At 63.6% G+C, this 20,596-nt stretch carries 20 protein-coding genes; 8 read left to right on the top strand and 12 right to left on the bottom strand.

Features of this window, described 5'->3' with window-relative positions:
- Positions 1 to 38 precede the first annotated feature (38 nt).
- The 3 genes from CIK76_RS10700 to CIK76_RS10690 form a co-directional block, all read right to left on the bottom strand.
- Positions 39 to 872, bottom strand: a complete 834-nt coding sequence (locus CIK76_RS10700; RefSeq protein ID WP_096286245.1) for an SGNH/GDSL hydrolase family protein — start codon at positions 870 to 872, stop codon at positions 39 to 41.
- Between the two features lie 154 nt (positions 873 to 1,026).
- A complete protein-coding gene (locus CIK76_RS10695) occupies positions 1,027 to 2,139 on the bottom strand; it encodes a 3-isopropylmalate dehydrogenase (RefSeq protein WP_096286243.1) in 1,113 nt (370 codons plus the stop codon).
- Positions 2,136 to 2,777, bottom strand: coding sequence for a GntR family transcriptional regulator (locus CIK76_RS10690; RefSeq protein WP_217990376.1), 642 nt, complete (start codon positions 2,775 to 2,777; stop codon positions 2,136 to 2,138). Before CIK76_RS10690 ends, CIK76_RS10695 begins: the two co-directional genes overlap by 4 nt.
- Before the next feature lie 231 nt (positions 2,778 to 3,008).
- On the opposite strand from CIK76_RS10690, the gene CIK76_RS10685 reads away from it, so the two are divergent.
- From CIK76_RS10685 to CIK76_RS10675, 3 genes are read left to right on the top strand one after another with little or no spacing between them, the layout of a single operon-like run.
- Positions 3,009 to 4,457: an aldehyde dehydrogenase family protein gene (locus CIK76_RS10685; protein ID WP_096286239.1), complete on the top strand. Its 1,449-nt coding sequence runs from the start codon at positions 3,009 to 3,011 to the stop codon at positions 4,455 to 4,457.
- 28 nt (positions 4,458 to 4,485) lie between these two features.
- Positions 4,486 to 5,256 carry an SDR family oxidoreductase gene (locus CIK76_RS10680; protein ID WP_096286237.1) on the top strand — a complete coding sequence of 257 codons (771 nt, stop codon included), beginning with the start codon at positions 4,486 to 4,488 and terminating at the stop codon, positions 5,254 to 5,256.
- Positions 5,257 to 5,305: 49 nt separating this feature from the next.
- Positions 5,306 to 6,085 carry a FadR/GntR family transcriptional regulator gene (locus tag CIK76_RS10675; RefSeq protein ID WP_217990375.1) on the top strand — a complete coding sequence of 260 codons (780 nt, stop codon included), beginning with the start codon at positions 5,306 to 5,308 and terminating at the stop codon, positions 6,083 to 6,085.
- Between the two features lie 36 nt (positions 6,086 to 6,121).
- On the opposite strand, the gene CIK76_RS10670 is transcribed toward CIK76_RS10675, so the two are convergent.
- The 5 genes from CIK76_RS10670 to CIK76_RS10650 are packed head-to-tail and all read right to left on the bottom strand — an operon-like array spanning position 6,122 to position 12,660.
- Positions 6,122 to 7,537: an amidase gene (locus tag CIK76_RS10670; protein ID WP_096286233.1), complete on the bottom strand. Its 1,416-nt coding sequence runs from the start codon at positions 7,535 to 7,537 to the stop codon at positions 6,122 to 6,124.
- A 28-nt stretch (positions 7,538 to 7,565) separates the two neighbouring features.
- Positions 7,566 to 9,308, bottom strand: coding sequence for an ABC transporter ATP-binding protein (locus CIK76_RS10665; protein WP_096286231.1), 1,743 nt, complete (start codon positions 9,306 to 9,308; stop codon positions 7,566 to 7,568).
- Positions 9,308 to 10,159, bottom strand: coding sequence for an ABC transporter permease (locus CIK76_RS10660; protein WP_096286229.1), 852 nt, complete (start codon positions 10,157 to 10,159; stop codon positions 9,308 to 9,310). The genes CIK76_RS10665 and CIK76_RS10660 overlap by 1 nt, the downstream gene beginning before the upstream one ends.
- Positions 10,159 to 11,106 (bottom strand): ABC transporter permease, encoded by a 948-nt coding sequence (locus tag CIK76_RS10655; RefSeq protein ID WP_096286227.1) that lies wholly within the window; start codon positions 11,104 to 11,106, stop codon positions 10,159 to 10,161. The genes CIK76_RS10660 and CIK76_RS10655 overlap by 1 nt, the downstream gene beginning before the upstream one ends.
- Positions 11,107 to 11,139: 33 nt before the next feature.
- On the bottom strand, positions 11,140 to 12,660 hold the full coding sequence (locus CIK76_RS10650) for an ABC transporter substrate-binding protein (RefSeq protein ID WP_096286225.1): 1,521 nt from the start codon (positions 12,658 to 12,660) through the stop codon (positions 11,140 to 11,142).
- A 188-nt stretch (positions 12,661 to 12,848) separates the two neighbouring features.
- Between CIK76_RS10650 and CIK76_RS10645 the strand changes: the two genes are divergently transcribed.
- Entirely contained in the window at positions 12,849 to 13,607 is a 759-nt protein-coding gene (locus CIK76_RS10645; RefSeq protein WP_096286223.1) for a FadR/GntR family transcriptional regulator, read from the top strand.
- 10 nt (positions 13,608 to 13,617) lie between these two features.
- Here CIK76_RS10645 and CIK76_RS10640 read toward each other — a convergent pair whose 3' ends face one another.
- On the bottom strand, positions 13,618 to 14,235 hold the full coding sequence (locus CIK76_RS10640; protein WP_096286221.1) for a GNAT family N-acetyltransferase: 618 nt from the start codon (positions 14,233 to 14,235) through the stop codon (positions 13,618 to 13,620).
- A gap of 122 nt (positions 14,236 to 14,357) precedes the next feature.
- Between CIK76_RS10640 and CIK76_RS10635 the strand changes: the two genes are divergently transcribed.
- The 3 genes from CIK76_RS10635 to CIK76_RS10625 are packed head-to-tail and all read left to right on the top strand — an operon-like array spanning position 14,358 to position 17,169.
- Complete coding sequence (locus tag CIK76_RS10635) at positions 14,358 to 15,632, top strand: histidine kinase (protein WP_096286219.1); 1,275 nt, start codon at positions 14,358 to 14,360, stop codon at positions 15,630 to 15,632.
- A complete protein-coding gene (locus CIK76_RS10630) occupies positions 15,620 to 16,309 on the top strand; it encodes a response regulator transcription factor (protein ID WP_096286217.1) in 690 nt (229 codons plus the stop codon). The genes CIK76_RS10635 and CIK76_RS10630 overlap by 13 nt, the downstream gene beginning before the upstream one ends.
- The gene (locus tag CIK76_RS10625) at positions 16,306 to 17,169 is read left to right on the top strand and encodes a hypothetical protein (RefSeq protein WP_096286215.1); all 864 of its coding nucleotides are present in this window, start codon (positions 16,306 to 16,308) and stop codon (positions 17,167 to 17,169) included. The genes CIK76_RS10630 and CIK76_RS10625 overlap by 4 nt, the downstream gene beginning before the upstream one ends.
- Positions 17,170 to 17,251: 82 nt before the next feature.
- Here the strand turns inward: CIK76_RS10625 and CIK76_RS10620 are convergent, their stop codons facing one another.
- On the bottom strand, positions 17,252 to 18,070 hold the full coding sequence (locus CIK76_RS10620; RefSeq protein ID WP_096286213.1) for a PspA/IM30 family protein: 819 nt from the start codon (positions 18,068 to 18,070) through the stop codon (positions 17,252 to 17,254).
- Positions 18,071 to 18,197: 127 nt separating this feature from the next.
- The gene (locus CIK76_RS10615) at positions 18,198 to 19,127 is read right to left on the bottom strand and encodes a LysR family transcriptional regulator (RefSeq protein WP_096286211.1); all 930 of its coding nucleotides are present in this window, start codon (positions 19,125 to 19,127) and stop codon (positions 18,198 to 18,200) included.
- Positions 19,128 to 19,198: 71 nt separating this feature from the next.
- Between CIK76_RS10615 and CIK76_RS10610 the strand changes: the two genes are divergently transcribed.
- Complete coding sequence (locus tag CIK76_RS10610) at positions 19,199 to 20,137, top strand: DMT family transporter (RefSeq protein ID WP_176484170.1); 939 nt, start codon at positions 19,199 to 19,201, stop codon at positions 20,135 to 20,137.
- Between the two features lie 114 nt (positions 20,138 to 20,251).
- Here the strand turns inward: CIK76_RS10610 and CIK76_RS19405 are convergent, their stop codons facing one another.
- Positions 20,252 to 20,416 (bottom strand): hypothetical protein, encoded by a 165-nt coding sequence (locus tag CIK76_RS19405; protein ID WP_176484169.1) that lies wholly within the window; start codon positions 20,414 to 20,416, stop codon positions 20,252 to 20,254.
- Between the last annotated feature and the right edge of the window lie 180 nt (positions 20,417 to 20,596).

Genomic DNA, 20,596 nt, shown 5'->3' with positions numbered 1-20,596 from the left:
CGTGAGGGCCTCGACGGGATCCCTGCTTGCTTATCTCGCTAATCCGGCATCCTGGAGTGCTGCCTGGTCCTTTTCTGCAGCTCCTTGCGGTATTGCTTCTTCATGCCGTCCGCCGGACGGATCGGTTGCTGCCATCTCGGTTCGAGCTCATCACCCAAGGTCACCCCACGAAGCCTGCGACCGAACATTGGCAGGACCCACTGGCGCAGCCACTCCACGTCGCGGCGCACCGCCTGCACCGGAGATACCCGCTCGATATCGCCGAAGTCTTCGAATGCAAGCTGGTGATTGGCCCCTAGGATCTCTAGCACCCTGATGGCCATGTAACGATGCCCGGCCCGGTTCATATGCAGCTTGTCGACGTCCCACATGCGCCGATCGCTGTAGACCTCCCATTCCCAGTAGTCCACCAACGTGACCATATCCCCGTGCTGACGTGCTAGTTCCCGGACACGATCGTTGAATTTCCAGTTACGCCGCTTAAACGGAGCAAGCATCGGGTGCACCGGGATATCGAAGCCGGTAAAAAGCAAAATTTGGGCGCCAGAGGTTGCCAGCCGCTCGACCGCGGCCGTGTAATTTGCCAACACCACATCCAGGTCCTTGCGGAACTCCAGAATGTCGTTTCCACCGGCATAGAAGCTGATGACATCCGGGTTCATGGCAAGGGCAGGTTCGATCTGCTCTTCGATGATCCGGTCCAGCCGGCGGCTGCGGATAGCAAGATTGGCGTAGCGCCACCCGGGATCTTCTTTGGAGAGCTGCTTGGCCACGCGATCCGCCCAGCCACGCACACCGTTGGGCAGGCGAGGTTCCCAGTCCCCCACACCCTCGGTGAACGAATCCCCGATTGCTACAAATAGCCGACTCATGACTGGCTACGCTACTCTCGGCAATTGACCAGCCAATGACTTAGCGGCAAACGAATCCTTACCGCCACATGTCGTTCGGGCTCACCTTGGTGCGCGGGAATCGCCAAGCAGGCCCGTTCCGGGCGGGTGAACAGCGCGGGTCCGCACAGCTCGTTCAGCGCACCTCGGCCAAACATTTCATCACCGACTGGCCGCCCACCTGCTCGAAGTCCTGCGATACCTGAAGCGCAATCGCCTCGGCGATCCCTGTGGTATCCATTCCCATATCCGGGCCGGCGAGCACCGGGAGCTGTCCGAGCACGCGCACCGCGGCGGATTCGATGGCCAGTGCCGCTTGAGTTTCGCCCAGATGGGCCAACAGCATAGCGGCGGATAAAATTGCGCCGACGGGATTAGCCCACCCCTTGCCAGCGATGTCCGGGGCCGAACCGTGGATGGCTTCGAACATGCTTGGGGCGGATCCGTCGAGGTTGAGATTCGCGCTGGCTGCCACACCGAGTCCGCCCTGGATCACCGCGCCCAAGTCGGTAATGATATCGCCGAACAGGTTATCCGTGACCACCACGTCGAATCGTTCCGGGGATACCGGCAGGTGGAAGCACATTGCGTCTACATGCACATAGTCCACTTCGACCTGCGGGTAGCGTGCACCGACCTGAGTGACCACTTCCTGCCACAGCTTGCCGGCTTCGATCAGGATATTTTTCTTGTGGCACAGGGTGAGTTTTCCGCGCCGGCTGGCGGCTAGTTTGAATGAGTATTCGACGACTCGGGTGATGCCTGCACGGGTATTGACCGATTCTTGCACTGCCACGGTGTGCTCGGTGTTTGCATGAATGGTGGACCCCTGGCCTACGTAGGCGCCCTCGGTGTTCTCCCGGACGATCACCAGATCGCAGCGTTCGGGAGTCAGCCCCGCAATGGGCGTTGCCACACCCGGATAGAGCTTGACCGGACGCAGGTTCACAGCTTGCTCGAATTCCTGGCGCATAGCCAAGATGAAGCCGCGCTCAAGGATCCCGGGTTCCACCGCGGGGTCACCCATGGCGCCGAAAAGAATTGCCTCGTGACCGCGAAGTTGTTCGGCAAGTTCAGGGCCCCACAATTCTCCGGTCTGCAGGTAATGCTGTGCCCCCGCCTCATATTTGGTCAGCTCTAGCGCAAACCCAAACGCCTGCTGAGCCGCCGCCAATACCTTCAACGACCCGTCCATGACCTCGGGACCGATGCCATCACCGGGAATCGCTGCAATATTGTAGGTTTTCATAAGGAATGCCTTTCAGGATTGTCCAGGAGAGCTAGTTGTTTATCGAAGTACTCGGAGAGATGCTGCAGAGCCTTGCCGCTAGCACCCTCGCGTAGAGCGAGGACAAGCTCCGTTAAGTCGATTAGCGAATTTTGAAGTGCCTGCCCACGCCGTCCGTGGCCGGGCAGGATAACCTCTTCGGTCATCCGCACCAAGCCTGAAAAGCTTTGCAGGTAGCTGTTGTTCGAAGCATCGAGAAGCACCAGATGGAATCTGGACATCGAGCGTTGATCACCGGTGCGGGCTTGTTGAATCAGCCGCTGAAGTTCATCCAGCACCGTTTCGGGCAGCTGGCCGCACAGCAATTTGCACGCCGCCGACTCGAGCGCTTCGCGAAAGACCAGCGCCTCGAGGAGTTGGCTTCCGGCCATCATCCGCACCATTGCGCGCCCGGCAGCGTCGATGCAGATGATTCCCTCGCGCTCAAGCAGGCTCAAGGCTTCCCGCAATGGAGTGCGGCTCAAGCCCAGCTCCTGGGACAATTTGCTCTGCGCAAGAACCTGTCCGGGGAGGTAGCGTCCGGAGAATACGCGTTCGCTGATTACTCCCGCGGTTTCCCGGGCCAGAGAGACATTGCTCCGCCAGTCGGACGTCATCATCACCGCCTCGCACTCCGGCGGTCCCCCGCAATTTTGGTATCCAGAAGTTATTTGGTGAGAATCACTGTTCCCGGTGCACCACCACATGTCAATGAATTCAGCAGTTTTCGCAATAGTTGGTGCCTTTTAGGAAAAATCCATTGACTGCGAGGTAGATCACTGATTAGCTTTGGTCATCTACTGGTCAGACCAGTAGAGCTTCTGATAATCGACGACGCGAAAGCAGGAACGGTGTCCACTTATTCAAAGGCCTTCCCGGATGGCTTGCCCATTGGTGATGCGTGGGTTCCGTGCGAAAGCTCCGCACCAGTCGTCTTCCCTTACGATTCATCGCTCGTTGCCCAGGCACCTGTGGGCACCGCCGAGCATGCGAGCCGAGCACTCGATGCGGCGCAAGCAGTCGCCAAGGAAGTCGCGCGGCTGAGCACCGGAATCCGACGGGCGATTCTGCTTGCGGTCCACGAGAAACTTGCCGCCCATCGCGAAGAGCTGGAAAATCTGCTGGTACTGGAAACCGGCAAGCCGCTGGTCGATTGCCGCGTTGAGGTCGCAAGGACGCTGACGACCTGGGCTGCGGCGGCCGAAGAGGTCGCCCACGCCCATGGCGAAACGGTTCCCCTAGATCTTCAGCCATCCGGTGCGGGAATGATTGGCTATTGGACCCGCAAGCCGGCAGGAATTGTCATTGGCATCGCCGGATTCAACTACCCGCTGCTGCTGGCAAGCCACAAACTGGCCCCGGCCCTCGCGGCCGGCTGCCCCATCATTCTCAAGCCCGCTCCCAACACCCCTTTGGCCACTTTGTGGGCGGTCCATCTGATCCGCGAGGCGCTTGCCGAGCATCGGGTCAGTGCCGCGGCGGTGCAGCTGGTCACCGGTGGGGTTGACGTCGGGGAGATACTCGTCGGCGACCCGCGCTCGGCCGTCGTTTCTTTCACCGGCTCGGCCGCGGTGGGCCACCAGATCGCCAAAAACGCGGCACCACGCAAGGCGGTGCTCGAACTGGGCTCCAACACCGGCTTCATTGTGGCCGAAGACGCGGTGATCCCGGACGCGGTGGATGCGGTGCTTCGCGGTGGCTTTTACGCCAATGGGCAGGCCTGCATCTCGGTGCAGCGCGTGCTCCTCGATCAGAAAATCGCCAAGGAGTTTGAACGGCAACTGCTCGCCCGCATCTGTGAGGTCATCGTGGGCGACCCCCGCTCGGCCGACACCCGGGTGGCGCCGGTGATCAACGAAGCCTCCACCGAACGCATCATGGATTGGATCAACGCCGCCGTCGAACGCGGCGCGCAGGTGCTTAGCGGCGGCGAGGTGCGCGACGGGGCCATCCTGCCCACGGTGCTCAGCGGCGTGCCCACCGATGCGCAGCTGTGGTGCGAGGAAATTTTCGGGCCGGTGATCTGCCTGCGCACTGTCCCGGATCTGGACACCGCCTTCGAACTGGTCAATGACTCGCGCTATGGCCTGCAGGCGGCGATCTACAGCACCAGCCTGAAGACCGCGTTCCGGGCAATCGAGGAGCTGGAAGTCGGCGGAGTGGTGGTCAATGAAATTCCTGGCTTCCGTTCAGACATCATGCCCTATGGCGGGGTCAAGGATTCCGGCATTGGCCGCGAGGGTCCGCGCTTCGCCATGGAGGAATTCACCGTCACCCGCATGGCCATTATCAGGCCGTAACCAACCGTTAGCAGAGAAAGATTTACCGATGGATTACACGCAGTTGTTTCAGTTCTCCGGCCGCCGCGTCCTGGTGATTGGCGCCGGCAGCGGCATTGGCCGCGAGGCCGCACTGGCCCTCGGCGCTCATGGCGCCACCGTCATCTGCGCCGATCGTGATCTGGCCGCGGTCCAGGTCACCGCCAGCGAACTCGGCGCGAACGCTTCCGCGGTGGAACTCGATGTCCTGGATTTCGAGGCAGTACGGGCGGCGGCCGCCGAATACAGCGACATCAGCGCGCTGGTTTTCACCGCAGCCACCAACGTTCGCAAGCGGATCGTGGACTACTCCATGGAGGAATTTGATCGCGTGGTGAATCTGAATATGCGCGCCTCCTTCGCGCTGCTCCAGGCCTTCGCACCGCGGATGGCGGACAACGGGGGTGGATCGATTATCGGCATCGCCTCCATCCGTGCCACGGTCGTCGAGCCCGGGCAGAGCGTCTACGCGGCCACCAAGGCGGCGCTGGTCCAGCTGGTGCGCACCGCCGCGGCCGAGTTCGGCGCTCAGTCGGTGCGCGTTAACGTCATTGCCCCCGGGGTCGTGGAGACCCCGTTGACCAGCCAGATCAAGGCGAATGAACAGTGGTACAACGCCTATTCCGAGAAGAGCGCACTGGGGCGCTGGGCCAAACCCGAGGAAATGGCCGGGGCTATCGTATATCTGGCCTCGGCGGCCTCGAGTTTTGTCACCGGCTCGGTGCTGACGGTCGACGGTGGTTGGACCGCGATCGACGGACGCTTCACCCCGCCAAACTAAGCCGGCCCAATGCGAATTGAGCATTGAATGCTCTCCGGGAAAGGAATTCATGATGCCGCAGACTCCCGAAGCGCCGCCCGCGGTGAAAACCCGCGCCTTCGAGGCGATTGTCAGCCATATCGAAAATCAGGTGCTTGCCGGCGAGCTGAAAATCGGCGACCATCTGCCCGGCGAGCGCGAACTGGTTAGCCAATTTCAGGTCAGCCGCTCCTCGGTGCGCGAAGCCATGCGGGTGCTTGAAAGCAGCGGCATGATCGCCTCCCGCCCGGGTGATCCCCGTGGAGCGGTGGTGCTGTCCCCTACGGCCACGCCGCTGCGCAAAATGATCACCAGGCTCACCCATACCTCCGCCTCCAGCCTCGCAGATCTGCTCATCTACCGCATGACCCTGGAGTCCTCGGCGAACTCGCTCGCCGCGACCAGGCGCACGGATGCCGACCTCTTGCAGCTGGAAAAGGCGATGGCGCGCATGCGGGCCGCACGCCTGCAAGGCCAAACGGCCTTCAGCCAAGCTGACCTCGATTTCCATGATGTGGTCGCCAAGGCCAGCGGCCACGCGCTCTTGCAGATCTCCGGTGAAGCCGTAAGGCAGTCTATTGAACAGCTCATCGCCTCGCGCATCGAGCAAAGCTCGGATGACCATGCGCTCATGCTGCGCACTATCGATCATCACGCCGAGGTATTCGCGGCCATCCAGAACCAGGATGCCCACCTGGCGGAGCATCTGGCGCGCAGCAGCCTGTTCGAATACTACGGGCACCTGCTGGGCACCGAAGAGCGCGAAGCCTTGGCGGCCTTGGCGTCCTTCGGCAGCCCAAGTGTGCCTTGAGACAACCTCAGGAAGGCTCCGCCTTGCCCGCTGGGCTTAGTCCAGGGCCAGCCAATTCGGCGTTGCCTGCGCCGGGCGGTGCCCCTCATACCAGCGGGCCGCGCGCAGCAGGTCGGCATCGGCGCCGACCCGGCCGGAGAGCTGTACCCCGATGGGCCGCCCGTTGGCGGTGAACCCGCAATTGACCGTGGCCGCAGGTTGGCCAGACATGTTGTATGGAACGGTGAAGGCGATATGGCTCATGGTCTCATCCGGATCCGCCACCGGCATCGGCAGCTCTGCGGGGAAGGCGGCCATCGGCGAGACCGGGGAGATCACCAGGTCGAAGCCCGCGGTTGCGGCGATCGTGGCTCGTTGCATCTGGTCGATCGCGCCGAAGTTCCGAATGGTGTCCGCACCATCAAATCCGGAGCCGCCGGCGCACCAGCGCACGATGTAGTCCAGGACCTTCCCCTGCTCTGCTTCGGAAAGCTCGCGGTAGTCGGCCCAGGAGCGGGTGCGCCAGAACCTGTCCAGCCGGTCCAGCATTCCCTGATCGATAAACGGATCCAGCCGCTGCACGTTGGCCCCGGCTTCCGCAAAGGTCTCCGCGACCGCTTGCACGGCCGCAAGAACCTCGGGATCGACCTCGGCTCCCGCGTTCGCCTCGGTATGCAGCCCGACCTTCAACCCCCGCACGTTATCCCGCGCGGTTTCGAAGTCCATGGGCGCATAGGGCCGCGCGGAATAATCGCGGATATCCGGCCGGCCGAGAATGGCCATGAACGCCGCGAGGTCATCCACCGTGCGCGCCATAGGTCCCGCGGCCCGTCCGATGTACGGGGCATCCAGCGGAATCAGTCCGGCGCTCGGCTTGAGCGTGGCTAGCCCCTGCCAGCCGCCGGGCAGCCGAATCGAGCCGCCAATATCCGTTCCCACATGGAGCGGACCGTACCCGGCCGCGGCCGCCGACCCGGCCCCGGCGCTGGAGCCGCCGGTGGTCCAGGCCGGATTCCAGGCGCTGCGCGAAATGCCGTGCAGGCTGGAGACTCCCGAGGAGAGCATGCCCCAATCCGGCATTGTGGTGGATCCGAGGATCACCGATCCGGCTTCCAGTATTCGGTCGGTGATCGGCGCGTTGGCGCGCGGAACCTTCGGGTTGGCCAGTGCGGTCCCCGAAGGCATGGGAATTCCCGCGCGGGCCACGTTCTCCTTCACCGTGGCCGGCACCCCATCCAGGGCACCGCGTTGCCGCCCGGTTGCCCAGCGTTTTTCACTCAACCGGGCCTGGGAGCGAATGTCTTCCGGATCGAACTGATACATGGCATTCAGCACCGGTTCGCGTTCTTGGATCCGGGTGATCACCGCCTGGGCGACGTCGACCGGGGAGAACTCCTTGGCCGCATACCCCTGGCCGAGCTCGCGGGCGGAGAGCTGGTGCAGCGCTGTGGTGCGGTTCGATAGCTGAGACATCTGGACCTTTCAAAAAGCACAAGCGCTTCTAGCGCAGTGCCAGCTCGTTTTGGAGGGACATCGAGGAGTTCACCAATGTCCGGGTGTAGTCATGCTGCGGGTTGTCGTAGATCTGCTCGGTAGTGCCGCTTTCGACAATCTGCCCCTCGTTCATCACCACCACGTTGTCGCAGATATAACGCACCACCCCCAAATCGTGGGAGACGAAGACCAGGGTGAGCTGGTAGTCATCCACCAGGTCGGAGAGCAGGTTCAGCACCTGCGCCCGAACCGAGACGTCAAGGGCGCTGACCGGTTCGTCGGCCACGAGCACCCGCGGTTCGCAGATCAGCGCGCGGGCAATCGAAATGCGCTGGCGCTGCCCGCCGGAGAATTGGTGCGGGAAGCGTTCGGCCGCGTCGGCCGGCAGCCCCACGGCTCCGAGCATTTCGGCCACCTGTTTGCGCAGCTTGGCGCTGTCCACCTTTTGCCCCGGGGCGAGCAGCGGCTCGGCGATGATGTCGCGGACCCGCATCCGCGGATCCAGGGATCCCATGGGGTCCTGGAAAACGATCTGCAGCTGCTGGCGCAATTGCAGCAGATCGCGTTCTTTCGCACCGGAGACCTGGTTTCCCGCGACCTGCACGCTACCGGAGGAAGGCTGGTCAAGGCCCGCCAGAATGCGAAGCAGCGTCGACTTGCCCGATCCAGATTCGCCCACTACCCCGAAGCGCTGGCCGGCGGCCACCTCGAAGGACACTCCGCGCAGGGCGTGGACCTCGGAGGGCTTGCCGAAGAGGGTGGAACGGCTCACCGGGTAGATCCGATGCAGGTCCTTAACGCTGATCACCGGTTTTTCGGCAGGCTTCTCCTGGGCGGCAGGCTCTGGCGCTACTTGGGCAGCTTCCGCCGGGGCCGGCTCCTCCCGCACGTTCGGCGGCACATAGGCGGCGGCCGAGGCCACGGTGTACAGACGCCCCTGGGCGTCGGTGGCGTCCAGATCGGAGGCGGCAAGAAGTCCCCGGGTGTAGGGGTGCTGCGGATTGCTGAAGACCTCTTCGGTGCTTCCTTCCTCCACCACCCGTCCGTCGTTCATGACCAGGACCCGGTCGCAGACGTTGGCCACCACCGACAGGTCGTGGGTGATGAACAGCAGCCCGGTGCCGCGCTCGGTCACCGATTCCAGGATCAGGTCAAGCACTTGGCGTTGCACGGTGACGTCCAAGGCGGTGGTCGGTTCGTCGCAGAGCAGCAGGCCCGGGTTGTTGGCCAGCGCCATCGCCAGCATGGCGCGCTGGCGCTGGCCGCCGGAGAGCTGATGCGGATAGGAGCGCGCCGCACGTTCCGGGTCCGGGAGCTTCACCGATTCCAGCATCTGCACCGCCCGCGCGCGGGCCGCGGCCTTTGAAGGCACGGTCCTATGGCTGCTCATGATCTCGGCGACCTGCGGGCCGACCTTCATCAATGGATTCAACGCGGTCAATGGCTCCTGGAAGACCATGGCCATGTCTTTGCCGCGGATCTTCTGCAATTCCCGGTCGCTGGCCTCGAGGAGGTTTCCCGCGTAGCCCGCGAGGTGAATTGAGCCTTGCGCGGTGACCCCTTCGGGGAGCAATCCCATCAGCGCCGAGGTGGTTATGGACTTGCCCGAGCCGGACTCCCCGATCAGGCCCACCCGGTCTCCGGGCGCCATGCTCAGGTTGAAGTCGCTGACCAGGGTGCGCGTCTTGGTGCCGATGGACAGGTTTTTGACCTCCAGCAATTTGGCGGCCTCTGCATGCTTCGCCATCATCAGCGCTCTCCGTTCAGTTTCGGGTCAAAGCGGTCGCGTAGCCCGTCGCCGAGCAGGGTGAAGCCGAGCACCGCGACGGCGATCGCGGCACCGGGCCAGACGGCCAGCATCGGGAAGGTGCCTAGGAACTGCTGGGATTCTTGCAGCATGCGCCCCCAGGAGGGCACCGGTGGCGGGGTGCCCAAGCCGAGGAATGACAAGGCCGCCTCGGCCAGCACCGCGATGGCGAAGGAAACCGAGCACTGCACCACCACCATGCCCACGATATTGGGCATCACGTGGCGCCGGGCAATTCTCCAGCCGCTCTGGCTGGCGGCCTTGGCGGCCATGATGTATTCGGTGCTCATCACCTGCAGGGTTCCGCTGCGGGCCACGCGGGCGAACCCGGGGATCGAGCCGATGCCGATGGCGAGCATCGCGGTGAGCGTGCTGGCGCCGAAGACCGCGCCGAACATGATGGCCACCAGCAGGGCGGGGAAGGCCAGCAGGATATCCGCGCCGCGCATGGTCACCTCTTCGGTGATCCCGCCGCGCATGCCGGCGAGGATCCCCAGCGGCGTGCCGATGACCAGCGCGATGCCAACGGCCACCAGCCCGACCAGCAAGGTGATGCGCGCCCCGTAGAGCACCCCGGAGAACACATCCCGGCCGTAGCGGTCGGTGCCCATTAGATGCGCGGCGCTGGAACCTTGCAAGCGGTCCGCGGGAAATGCCTGGACCGGGTTGTAGGGGGTCCAGAAGAATGAGACGAGGGCGGCGAGCACCACAACTGCCACCAATGATCCGCCCACGATGAGCGTGAGCGAGAGCTTGCGGCGGGTTTTCTCCACTAATACTTGTTCGGCAGCCATTACGCTCCCTTTCGAATGCGGGGATCCAGGATCGTATAGAGCACGTCCACCACCAGGTTGATGATCAGCGTGATGGCCACCAGCACCATCACCACCGACTGGACCGTGAGCAGGTCGCGGTTGCCTACCGCGTCCAGCAGCATCGATCCCAATCCGGGGATGACAAAGACCCGTTCGATCACCACGGCGCCGATGATCAGCGCGGCCAGCTGCACGCTGGTCACCGTCAGCACCGGGATGGAGGCATTGCGCAAGCCATGCTTGACCAGTGATTCGAGCTTGCCCAGCCCCTTGGACCGTGCGGTGCGCAGGTAGTCTTCGCTCATCACCTCCATCACCGCCGAGCGGACGTAGCGGGTCAGGATCGCGCCCTGCACCGAGGCCAGGGCGAGCACGGGCAGGAGCACGCGGGCCAGGAAATCGCCGAAGTCCTCGCCCGGCGGCGTCCAGCCGTTGGCCGGCAGCCAGCCGAGCCCGACGGCGAAGACGACCACCAGCAAGATGCCCGCAAGGAAGTTGGGAATCGCGACGCCAAGCTGGCTGACCCCGCTGATGATGATGCCGCTGGGGTTGCGGTGCTTGACCGCCGCATAGGTGCCAAAAGGCACGGCGATCAGCAGCGCGACAAGCATCGCCAGCACCACGAGGATCAGGCTCACCTGGACCCGGTCGATGATCAGCGGGCTGATATCCTGCCGGGTGACGTAGGAGGTGCCGAAGTTCCCCGCCGGCAACCCGAGCGCCCAGTCGAAGTACTGCACAATCAGCGGACGGTCGGTGCCGAACTCGGCTCGCGTCTTGGCCAGCAGTTCCGGGCTGGCGTTCACGCCCAAGGCGATCTGCGCCGGGTCCCCGGGAATTGCGCGCATGAAGAAGAACACCGCGACAGTCGCAATCACGTAGGTGACAGCAAATCTCACAAGGTTAGTCAGTAATCGGATACCCAAGTGCGTTCCTCTCTGCCGAAGCGCTGCTGCGGATTACTTCCAGCCGAGGTTGGTCAGATCCAGCGCCTCGGTGACGGAGTTCGCAGGGATTCCGCTGACCTCCGCCTTGGCAACGACGATGTTCGGGAAGATGAACAGGGTGTTTGCCGCCGCGTCATCGACGATGGTGCGCACCACCTGCTTCATCCCGTCCACGTAGCCGGCTTCATCGGCGGCGTCGGCCTCGGCGGCGAGGTCCTTGATCTTCGAGTTGTCATAGCCGAGGTAGTAGTCCGGGTTGTTGAACATGGCCAGCACGTCCCGGCTTTCCACGGCCAGCACCACGGACATCTGGTAGTCCTGCTTGGTGAAGACCTCGTCCAGCCAGACGGCAGGGAATTCCGCCGATTCGATTTTCGCGTTGATTCCCACGTCTGCCAGCTGGGAGACGACAATTTCGGAGACCGCCGTGGCATAGGGGCGGGTCGGGACGGTGAAGGTGATGTCCAGGTCCTGGGCGCCGGCCTCCGCCAGCAGGGACTCGGCCTTGGCCGGATCGTAGGGGTAGACGTCGTTGAGATCTTCGTAGTACGGGTCGGTGGTCGGGACCGGGCCGCCGACCACCGTGCCGTAGCCGTTCCAGGCGGTGTCCACCACGGCCTGGCGGTCGATGGCATGCATCACCGCCTGGCGCACCCGCACGTCGTCGAAGGGGGCCATGTTGTTGTTCATCGACAGCACGATTTCACCGTTTGAAGTGCCGTCGAGTACCTGGTACGTGTCATCGGACTCGAAGCTGGAGAGCAGCTCCGGGGACTGCATGTTGTAGACGACATCCACGTCTCCGGACTGCAGCGCGTTGGTAGTGGCCACCGCATCGGCGAAGTAGCGCAGCGAGACGTTCTCCACTGCAGGAGCTTCGCCCCAGTAGTCCTCGCGGGTCGCGAACTCGATGGACTGGCCGCGATTCCATGCGTCGATTTCGTAGGGGCCGGTGCCGATGGCGGTCCCCGCCAGGTCATCGACTCCGCTCGGATCGAAGATGGCGCCGACCAGGGTTCCCATATCGAACAGCCAGGCGTTGCTTGGCTGCTTGAGGGTGACGGCGACCTCGGTGTCGCTGTTGACCTCCACCGAGTCGACGATATCCATCTTCTTCTTCAGGCTGGAGACCCAGGCGTCGGATTGGACGCGTTCGATGCTGAACTTGACGTCTTCGGCGGTGAAGGCCTCGCCGTTGGAGAAGGTTGCGCCCTCGCGAAGCTTGAAGGTGTAGGTCTTGTTGCCGTTGCTCAGCTCCCAGGATTCGGCGAGCAGCGGCTGGATCTTGCCTGCCTGGTCGATCTCGACCAGGCCTTCATACACGTTGGACATCAGGGCCTGCGGGATGGCGGCGCCTGCGGTAGTGGTGAAGTCGAGGTTGACCGGTTCGCCGGTCAGCGCCACCGTGACCGAGGTGTTCTCCGCCGAGCCTTCCGAAGAAGTTCCGCCGGATCCCGCCGAGCAGGCGGTCAGGGCCAGGGAACCGACCATGACGGCCGCAGCCAATCGGCAGTAGTTCTTTTTCGCGCTCATGAGATCTCCATTGGGTCAAAGTGACAACTGAGTGATGTGATCCATACAACACCATATATGCTGATATTTCTACTAAGTTTTCTGGTCTTACCAGTAAACGACATATTTGGTGGAGACCGCGCGGCCGGGGCAGCTGCGCTAGCTTTGTCCATAACGCACTCATCCTCGCAATCAAAGGAAGGCTCCACATGAGCAAGCTGACTTTCACGCCGGCCGTGCCGACATTGACCTACGAGCGAGTTGTGCAGCAAATCGAAGAGGCGATTCTTTCCAAGGAAATCGAACCCGGGCAGCACCTACCCAGCGAACGCGAGCTGATGGTGCAATTCTCCGTGAGTCGGCCAACGGTGCGCGAAGCACTGCGCGTATTGCAAAGCCAGGGGCTTATCGCCTCTCGGCCCGGCAGCCGCAGCGGCCCGATAGTTCTGCCGGTATCCCCGGATAATCTCGGACGCTCCTTTGCCAATATGGCGCGGATTGCCTCCTTGTCGCTTTCCGAACTGGTCCAGTTCCGCATCGTGCTGGAAAGCTCGGCCTGCCAATTGGCGGCGGTCATGCACAATGCCGAGCAGCTGGCCGCGATGCGCGACGCCATCGAGCGGATGGAGGTGGAAGCGGGAACCGGATCGGATTCCTTCAACCGGGCCGATCTGGATTTCCATGCGGCCGTCTGGGAGGCCAGCGGCAACGCGCTGCTGCGGATCTGCGGCGAGGCGGTATCGGGAGCCATCCTCAACGTCATGAATGAGCAAATGAGCCATTCGGACAATGAGCGGCGTGAAATGAAAAAGGTCGTGGCCCTGGACCGCGCCATCTTCGAGGCCATCGCCGCCGGCGAGCCCGCCGCCGCGGGGAACGCGGCCAAGACGGCCATCTCTTCCTACTTCAACCACAGCCTGGATGAAGAGGGCCTGCGCGGCCTGCAGGCGCTGGTCAATCCCGCCTAGCAGGTGGGGCTCAATGCGCGGTGAGGTCTTTTCGCATGATCAGCCGCGGCATTCGACTGGCCACCGCATCCGTGCTCCCGATCAGCTCAAATCCCACGCGCTCAAACATTTTCCGCGTCCCCACAAAGGCCATGGTCAGATCCATGCGCCCTTCGGGATCCACCGGGTAGGCTTCCACCGCGGGCGCGCCGAGCGCCTGGGCGTAGCGCAGGGCACCGGTTAGCATTTCGGTGCTCACCCCTTGCCGGCGGTAACCGCTGCGGACCACCACGCAGATAATGCTCCACACCTTCAGCTCATCCACCGGGCGAATGAGCTTTGAACGCTCCAGCCGGGGGATCTGCGAGCGCGGGGAAATACTGCACCAGCCCACCGGTACCGAATCCCGGTAAGCCACCACTCCCGGGGCAATGGGTTCGGCGCTCAGGGCGCGCATCGCCGCTGCCCGGTCCCCGGCACCGAGCAGCTCAATTTCCTTGGCTCCCAGGCGATGCGAAAGGCACCAGCAATGCTTCTCGCGTCCGCCGGGATTGACCACTGCGGCGAAATCCGCAAAACGATCCGCGGTCAGCGGCAGCACTTCCCAGTTGGCTTTGCCTGCTGCCGGACTCTGCGCATTGGCTTCCATGAATCTATCCTGCACCCCCGGGTGCTTTGGCGATACCCCAAGAGAATCATTCGGGTTTTCCCTACTCTTCTTCTCCGGATCTCTCGATGTTGCCGGAAGCCACGTCAGCATACTGTTGAGCTATGACTTCATCACCAAAGCTTCTCCCGGACGAGAACACCGTCCGGCCACCGTTGAGAATCGGACTGACGATTCTTCACCTGGCAGTTCTGGGCAGCGTCGGCACCGCCATCTCCTGGCTCTTGCTCGGCTGGCTCGCAGCGGGTGCTGCGCTGATATTCCTGCTGGGATTCGGCATCATCGTGCTCATCGGCTTGCTCTACGCGCTCTTCGGGCTCTCCTGGCTCGAAATACAGCGCGTCTCCGGGCTCTATGACCTGAACGTCGCCACCTTATCCTGGCGTCCACGACGCCGTGAAGGTTTCGGCGAATATCTCCGCTCGCTGGGGCGCAACCTCGCCAGCGGACGCATGTGGGCCTCCTTCGGCAGCTTCGTGCTCTCCTGCATCTTCGGCTCGCTGATGATCGGCGCGTTGCAGTGGACGGTGCATACCGCCATCGTCGGCTTCGCTCCGCTGAGCGATGCCGACACCGTATCCGGTCCCTTCGGACTCTTGGTTCCGGCTTCCCAGGCCCCCTGGCTGTTCCTCTTCACCCTCCTGGGTGCGGCGGTGATAGTCGGCCTGGCCTTCTTGCACCGAGCGGTCACCTGCGCCATCATCGGCGCGATTGCCCGTGAATCGGCCATGACCGAACGGGTGCGGACCAGCTCGGTCCAGCGCGAAGGCGCGGTGCGTGCCGCAGAGGTAGAACGCACCCGCATCGAGCGCGACCTGCACGACGGGGTCCAGCCCCGGCTGGTTTCGGTGGGCATGACCCTGGGCCTGGCCCATCAGCAGATCGACAAGGACCCGGCGCAGGCCAAGGAGCTGATCGCCGAGGCGCATGCCTCGACCAAGTCGGCGATCACCGAGCTGCGCCAGCTCACCCGCGGGATCTACGCCTCGGTGCTCGATGACCGCGGATTGGATGCGGCCCTGTCCGCGGTGGCCGGACGCAGCCATATTCCGGTGCAACTCGATGTGCAGCTTTCCGGACGCTACCCGCGGGACAGCGAATCGGCGGTGTACTTCGCGATTGCCGAGGCGCTGACCAACTCGACCAAGCATTCCCGGGCGGCGACCTGCCGCGTGACGGTGCGCGAACGCGAGGAGGCCGGCAGGCGCTGGCTCTTCGCGCGCATCGAGGACAACGGGGTGGGCGGGGCACAGATCCTGCCCGGCGGCGGACTGGATGGGATCAACAACCGCGTCCTGGCTGCCGGGGGCACACTGCGCCTGGACAGCCCGCAAGGCGGCCCGACCGCGGTGGAGGTGAACGTGCCATGCGCGTCCTGATCTGCGAAGACTCGGTGCTCCTGCGCGAAGGCCTGGTCAGGCTACTGGACCACTCCGGGCATCAGGTGGTCGCGGACCTGCCCGACACCGGCGGACTTATGGATTTCCTGGCCCAAGCCGAGGCCTCGGCATTCCCGCAGATCTGCATCCTGGATGTGCGGCTGCCTCCGACCTACACCGACGAGGGAATCCGCGCCGCGCTTGAAGTACGCAAGAACTACCCGCAGCTGCCCTTGCTGGTGCTCTCCCAGTATGTGGAGGAACGCTACGCCTCGGAGCTGATCTCCATGCAGTCCGGAAGCCTGGGCTACCTGCTCAAGGACCGCGTTGCGGATGTCACCGAATTCATTGCTTCCCTGGAGCAGATCGCGGACGGCGGCACGGTACTCGACCAAGAGGTGGTGGCACAGCTGTTGACCAGACGCAATCACGATGACCGGATGCAGCGGTTGACCGATAGGGAACGCAGCGTGCTGACGGCGCTGGCCGAAGGCAAATCGAATCAGGCCATTGCCGCCTTGCTGTTCCTTTCGGAGGCAAGCGTTGAAAAGTACATTACCTCGATCTTCCAGAAGCTTGGACTCGAGGCAGACGGGACGGGAAACCGGCGTGTGCTCGCCGCCCTGGCTCATATCCAAACTCTGGGCACCACTCGCAGCGACAGGACAAACCCATGAACTCCCCAACCCTCAACGCGCCGGTTGCACCGCAGAATCCGCAACCCGCCGGTTCGAAGAAAACCTTGACCCTGGTGCTGGGCCTCATCGGCGCACTGGTCATCCTCGGGGTGATCGCCACCTCGGCTTGGCGTGCTTCACACAGCCTCGCCAACTCCAGCAGCTCGCAGAGCGTCGGCGCCGCGGGCGTCACCGCACTGGAGGTAGACGCGGATGCCGGAAGGTTCACCGTGCTCTTCGCCAACGTTCCCGAGGCAACGCTGGAGGTGCGCAGCGCACGCAGCGGCGAATGGAAACTCCGCCGCGACGCCGGCACCTTGCTGGTCAGTTCGCCCAACGACTGGGGCGACTGGTGCTTCACCGGTTGCGACTGGGATGAAAACGAGGTCACGCTGACGCTGCCTAGTTCGCTCAACGAAGGCACGCTCGATGCGGACCTGAAGATGTCCGCCGGAGAATTTTCGGTCAATGGCAACTTCAACGACCTGGTCATGGAGATGAGCGGCGGCACCCTGGATGCTACCGGCTCGGCCAAGGGCTTGAGCGTGGAACTGGGCGCCGGGAAAACCGATATCGACATGGCTGACGTGCAGAGCGCGAACTTCGATGTTTCGGCCGGCCGCATCGACAGCACCTTCACCGGCAGCGCGCCGCGCAGCGTCCAGGCAGAAGTCAGCGCGGGGATGCTGCAGCTGACCCTGCCGGATACCGAATACAACGTGCTCCAGGATGTTTCGGCCGGCGGCGTGGAGAACGGCCTGAGCGTCAACTCCGCCTCGGAGCACCAGGTTCAGGTTGAGGTCTCGGCCGGGAACGTGGTCCTGCGCCCCGGGGCGGAAGCGACAACGCCAACGAAATAGGCGCTATCTTCCGGTAAGACGAAGCTGGCCTCGGGCCGACGCGGATATCCGCGTCGGCCCGAGGCCAGCTTTCATTTTAAGACTATGCTTGGTTCTTCTTCATGGCTTCCAGCCGAGCCTCGATTTCAGACATCTGCGGAGCCTGGGATTCAACGGCTTGCGGCGCTGGGGATTCATCGAGCACGTTCTGCTCGCCCTTCATCGCCGCAAGTCGGGCCTCGATCTCGGTTTCTTCACCCAAATCTTCCAGCGCGGCGAACTGCGAGTCGAGCGAGGAGGCCGCAAGTTCCGAAGCACCGCGGACCTTCGCCTCGTCCTGGCGGATCTTATCTTCGAAGCGGCTGATCTCCGAGGTCGGATCATTCAAGTCCAAGGCCTTCAGGGTCTCCATCATCTGGCCCTGGGTCTTCGCATTGCGGGCACGGGCGACGAGCTCATCACGCTTGGCGACAAGTTCCACGCGCTTGGCGCCCATGGTGTTCAGTCCGTCCTTGAGCTTGGCCACCACCTCACGCTGGGAGGCGATGCGCGGAGCGAGGTCCTTGACCTTCTTCTCCGCCGCCATCTGGCGCTGAATCGCGACGGTGGCTAGCTGATTGAACTTCTGCGCATTGGCGGAGTCCCCGGCGGTGGAGAACTCTTCGGCCTTATTCGAGGCCGCAAGCGCCTTCTTGCCCCAGGACTTGACCTCTTCCATCGCCTTGGCCTGGTCGTCCTCGGCCATGCGCAGATTGCCGATGGTCTGAGCCACCGCCGATTCTGCTTGGGCAATGTTGTTGGTGTAGTCGCGGACCTGCTGGTCCAGCATCTTCTGCGGATCTTCGAGCGCGTCGAGTGCCGCATTGGCGTTGGCTTTGCCGATCCCGAAAATACGGGCCCAAATTGAGCGTTTCTTGGCCATGGTGCGTCCCTTCGTTAACCGCAGCTTTAACTCTATGCGACGCGGCACCCAGCGCTAAACTGCGCGTCAAGATTCCGCGGTGCGTCGAGCGTGTTTTCCCGGCTCCGCCCGGGGCCGGGGTAGCTCGCTAGCGGCTCTCGGCCTGGCGGCGGGTCTCCTCGGCAATTTTGACAATGCGCTCGATCACGCTGCGCGTGCTCACCCGGGATTGCGCCTCCGGCCTGGTCAGCACATCGATGTGCCGACCCAGGGCCAGTGACCGGATCGGGCGCAGCACCACGTGCTCCCGGAAGTATGGAATCAATCCGGTGTACCGCGGCAGCAGTCCCACCATGCGAGTCTCGGCGATGATGGCCGCCACCAGATTGAACTCATTCACCCGGTGCGTGATCTGGATCGGCGTACCCGCGCTGGCAAACATCGCCTGGACGAGGAGCGGCTCCAGCGCGAAGCCCTCATGGGCCGCGACCCAGGTCTCCCCCACCAGATCCGCCAGGCTCACCGTCTGCTGCTTCGCCAGCGGATGCTCCCGGTGGATCGCCAAGTCAATCGGCTCCTGCAGCACCGGGGTGACATGCACCCGCTGGCCCGGCCAGGGATCCGAGGCCAGCGGGCGGTGGGCGATCACCACATCGTGGTCGCCGACCAAATCGATGAAACCGTTGATCGATACATCCTCGTCACGGCAGCGCACCGCCGGCCCCTCGGGGTCGGCCAGGCTGCTGGCGATCAGCGGCGGAAACCAGGCCAGGCCGGCGCTGTGGAAGGCGGTGACCGAAACCGGTTCGCGGCGCGCCAGGAGATAGTCCGCCACCGAGTTCTCCGCGCGAGCCAGGGATTCGAGCACCTCGCCGCCGGCATCCGCCAGCCGCTCCCCCGCGGGAGTGAGCACCAGCACGCGTCCGCGCTGCTCGGTCAGCGGCAGTTGAACGCTTCGCTGCAGCGAAGCGAGCTGTTGGGACACGGCGGAGGCAGACAGATGCAGCGCCTGCGCCACGGCGGTGACCGAGCCCCGGTCCCTGAGCTCCCGAAGAGTTCGAAGATGATGCACTTCCATGAAGCTCAGCTTACGCGATGGTGAAGATACTGCCCGTTGTTCTGCATAGAATGCCGCTCTACCGTAAAAGCATGACCTCCGCTTTTCCCCGCCTTCGCCGCGCCCTTCCCGACCTGGTGCTCCTGATCGTCGCAATCATGTGGGGCGGGAGCTATCTGGCAACCCAAGACCTGGCGGCGGCCTCCTCGGCCGCCGCGGTGATGTGCGCCCGGTTCCTCCCCTCGGCCGCGATCCTGTTGTGCGTGCATCTGGCCCGCCCCCAATTCCGACTCCGGGATTCGGCCCTTCCTGGCATGATGCTGGGCACGCTTCGCGCGGCGACCATCGCACTGGAAACCATCGGGGTCACGCTCACCAGCGCCACAAACGCAGGGCTCATCATCGCCCTGTCCATCCTGCTCACCCCGATCCTCGAATCCGCACTCACCAAAAGACGGCTCTCCCCCTCGCTGGTCGCAAGCATTCTGCTTGCCCTGATCGGGATCATGCTGCTCGTGGGCGGGCAGAGTTTTTCCGAGTTCAACCTCGGCGACGGACTGATGCTCGCCGCGGCGGCAACCCGCGCCCTGCTCGGTGTGGCCGAGGCGCGGTTCACCGTCGGCAAGAACGCCGACGTGCTGGGCTTGACCACGATGGAGATCGTATTTGGCGCGGCCATCTTTGCCGCGTGGGGCGGAAGTTCGCTGCTGGAGCATCTACCCGACTTCAGTGCCGCAAATTGGCTCACCATTGGCTATCTCTGCCTCGGCTGCACCATCTTCGCGTTCCTCGGGCAGCTGTGGGCGACAAAGCACACCTCGGCATCACGGGCGGGCATGCTGCTTGGCACCGAACCCGGATGGGCGCTGCTGGTCGGGGTGCTTCTTGCAGGCGAGCGCATCGGCGCACTCGGATACACTGGTGCCGCGGTGCTGCTCTTTGCCACCTGGTGGGGCGCCCGTGCCGAGCGGCGCTGGCGGGCTAGCGGACCGAGCCGCCCGCAGGCCCCAGCCCCGGTGGCCTATAAATGATCGTGCAAGATGCCCCGGGCCGGGAAAACTTGCCGGCCCGGCAAGGCAATGGGGTGCCCACAGCCCCGCGGCGGCACGAAATGGCGCTGCGGAGAGGCACCGAATGGTCATCCGCTAGGCGGTGCAGGCCTCATTTGAGCACCCGGCATCGCGTGGAAGATATGTTTCGGTGTCCTTGACCTTCTCCCACACCACATGCCGGTGCTGCCCGCAGCGCGCGCAAGACGGTGCCAAATATGTGGCCCGTTCCTCCATGGTGTATGCCCGAAAATCGCCCATCTCGACCTCCCATAGTTTGTGCGAGCCCCGCGCTGTCGCAAGTGCCGCATCGTTTGGTGCCTTCACTCTACGCCCGGTTTTCGAACCCGGCTATAGCTACTTTGGCTCGGGCTTCACTAGGGAAGATCCAGGTGCAGCTGCCCAAAGGCAGGTGGCGGCATTCCGGCGAACTACTGGCTT

It is taken from the genome of Glutamicibacter sp. BW80, from assembly GCF_002332385.1.
In the GTDB taxonomy this organism is placed as follows: Bacteria; Actinomycetota; Actinomycetes; order Actinomycetales; family Micrococcaceae; genus Glutamicibacter.
The sequence above is the reverse complement of the archived record's forward strand: the minus strand, read 5'-3'. Positions and strand labels throughout refer to the sequence as shown.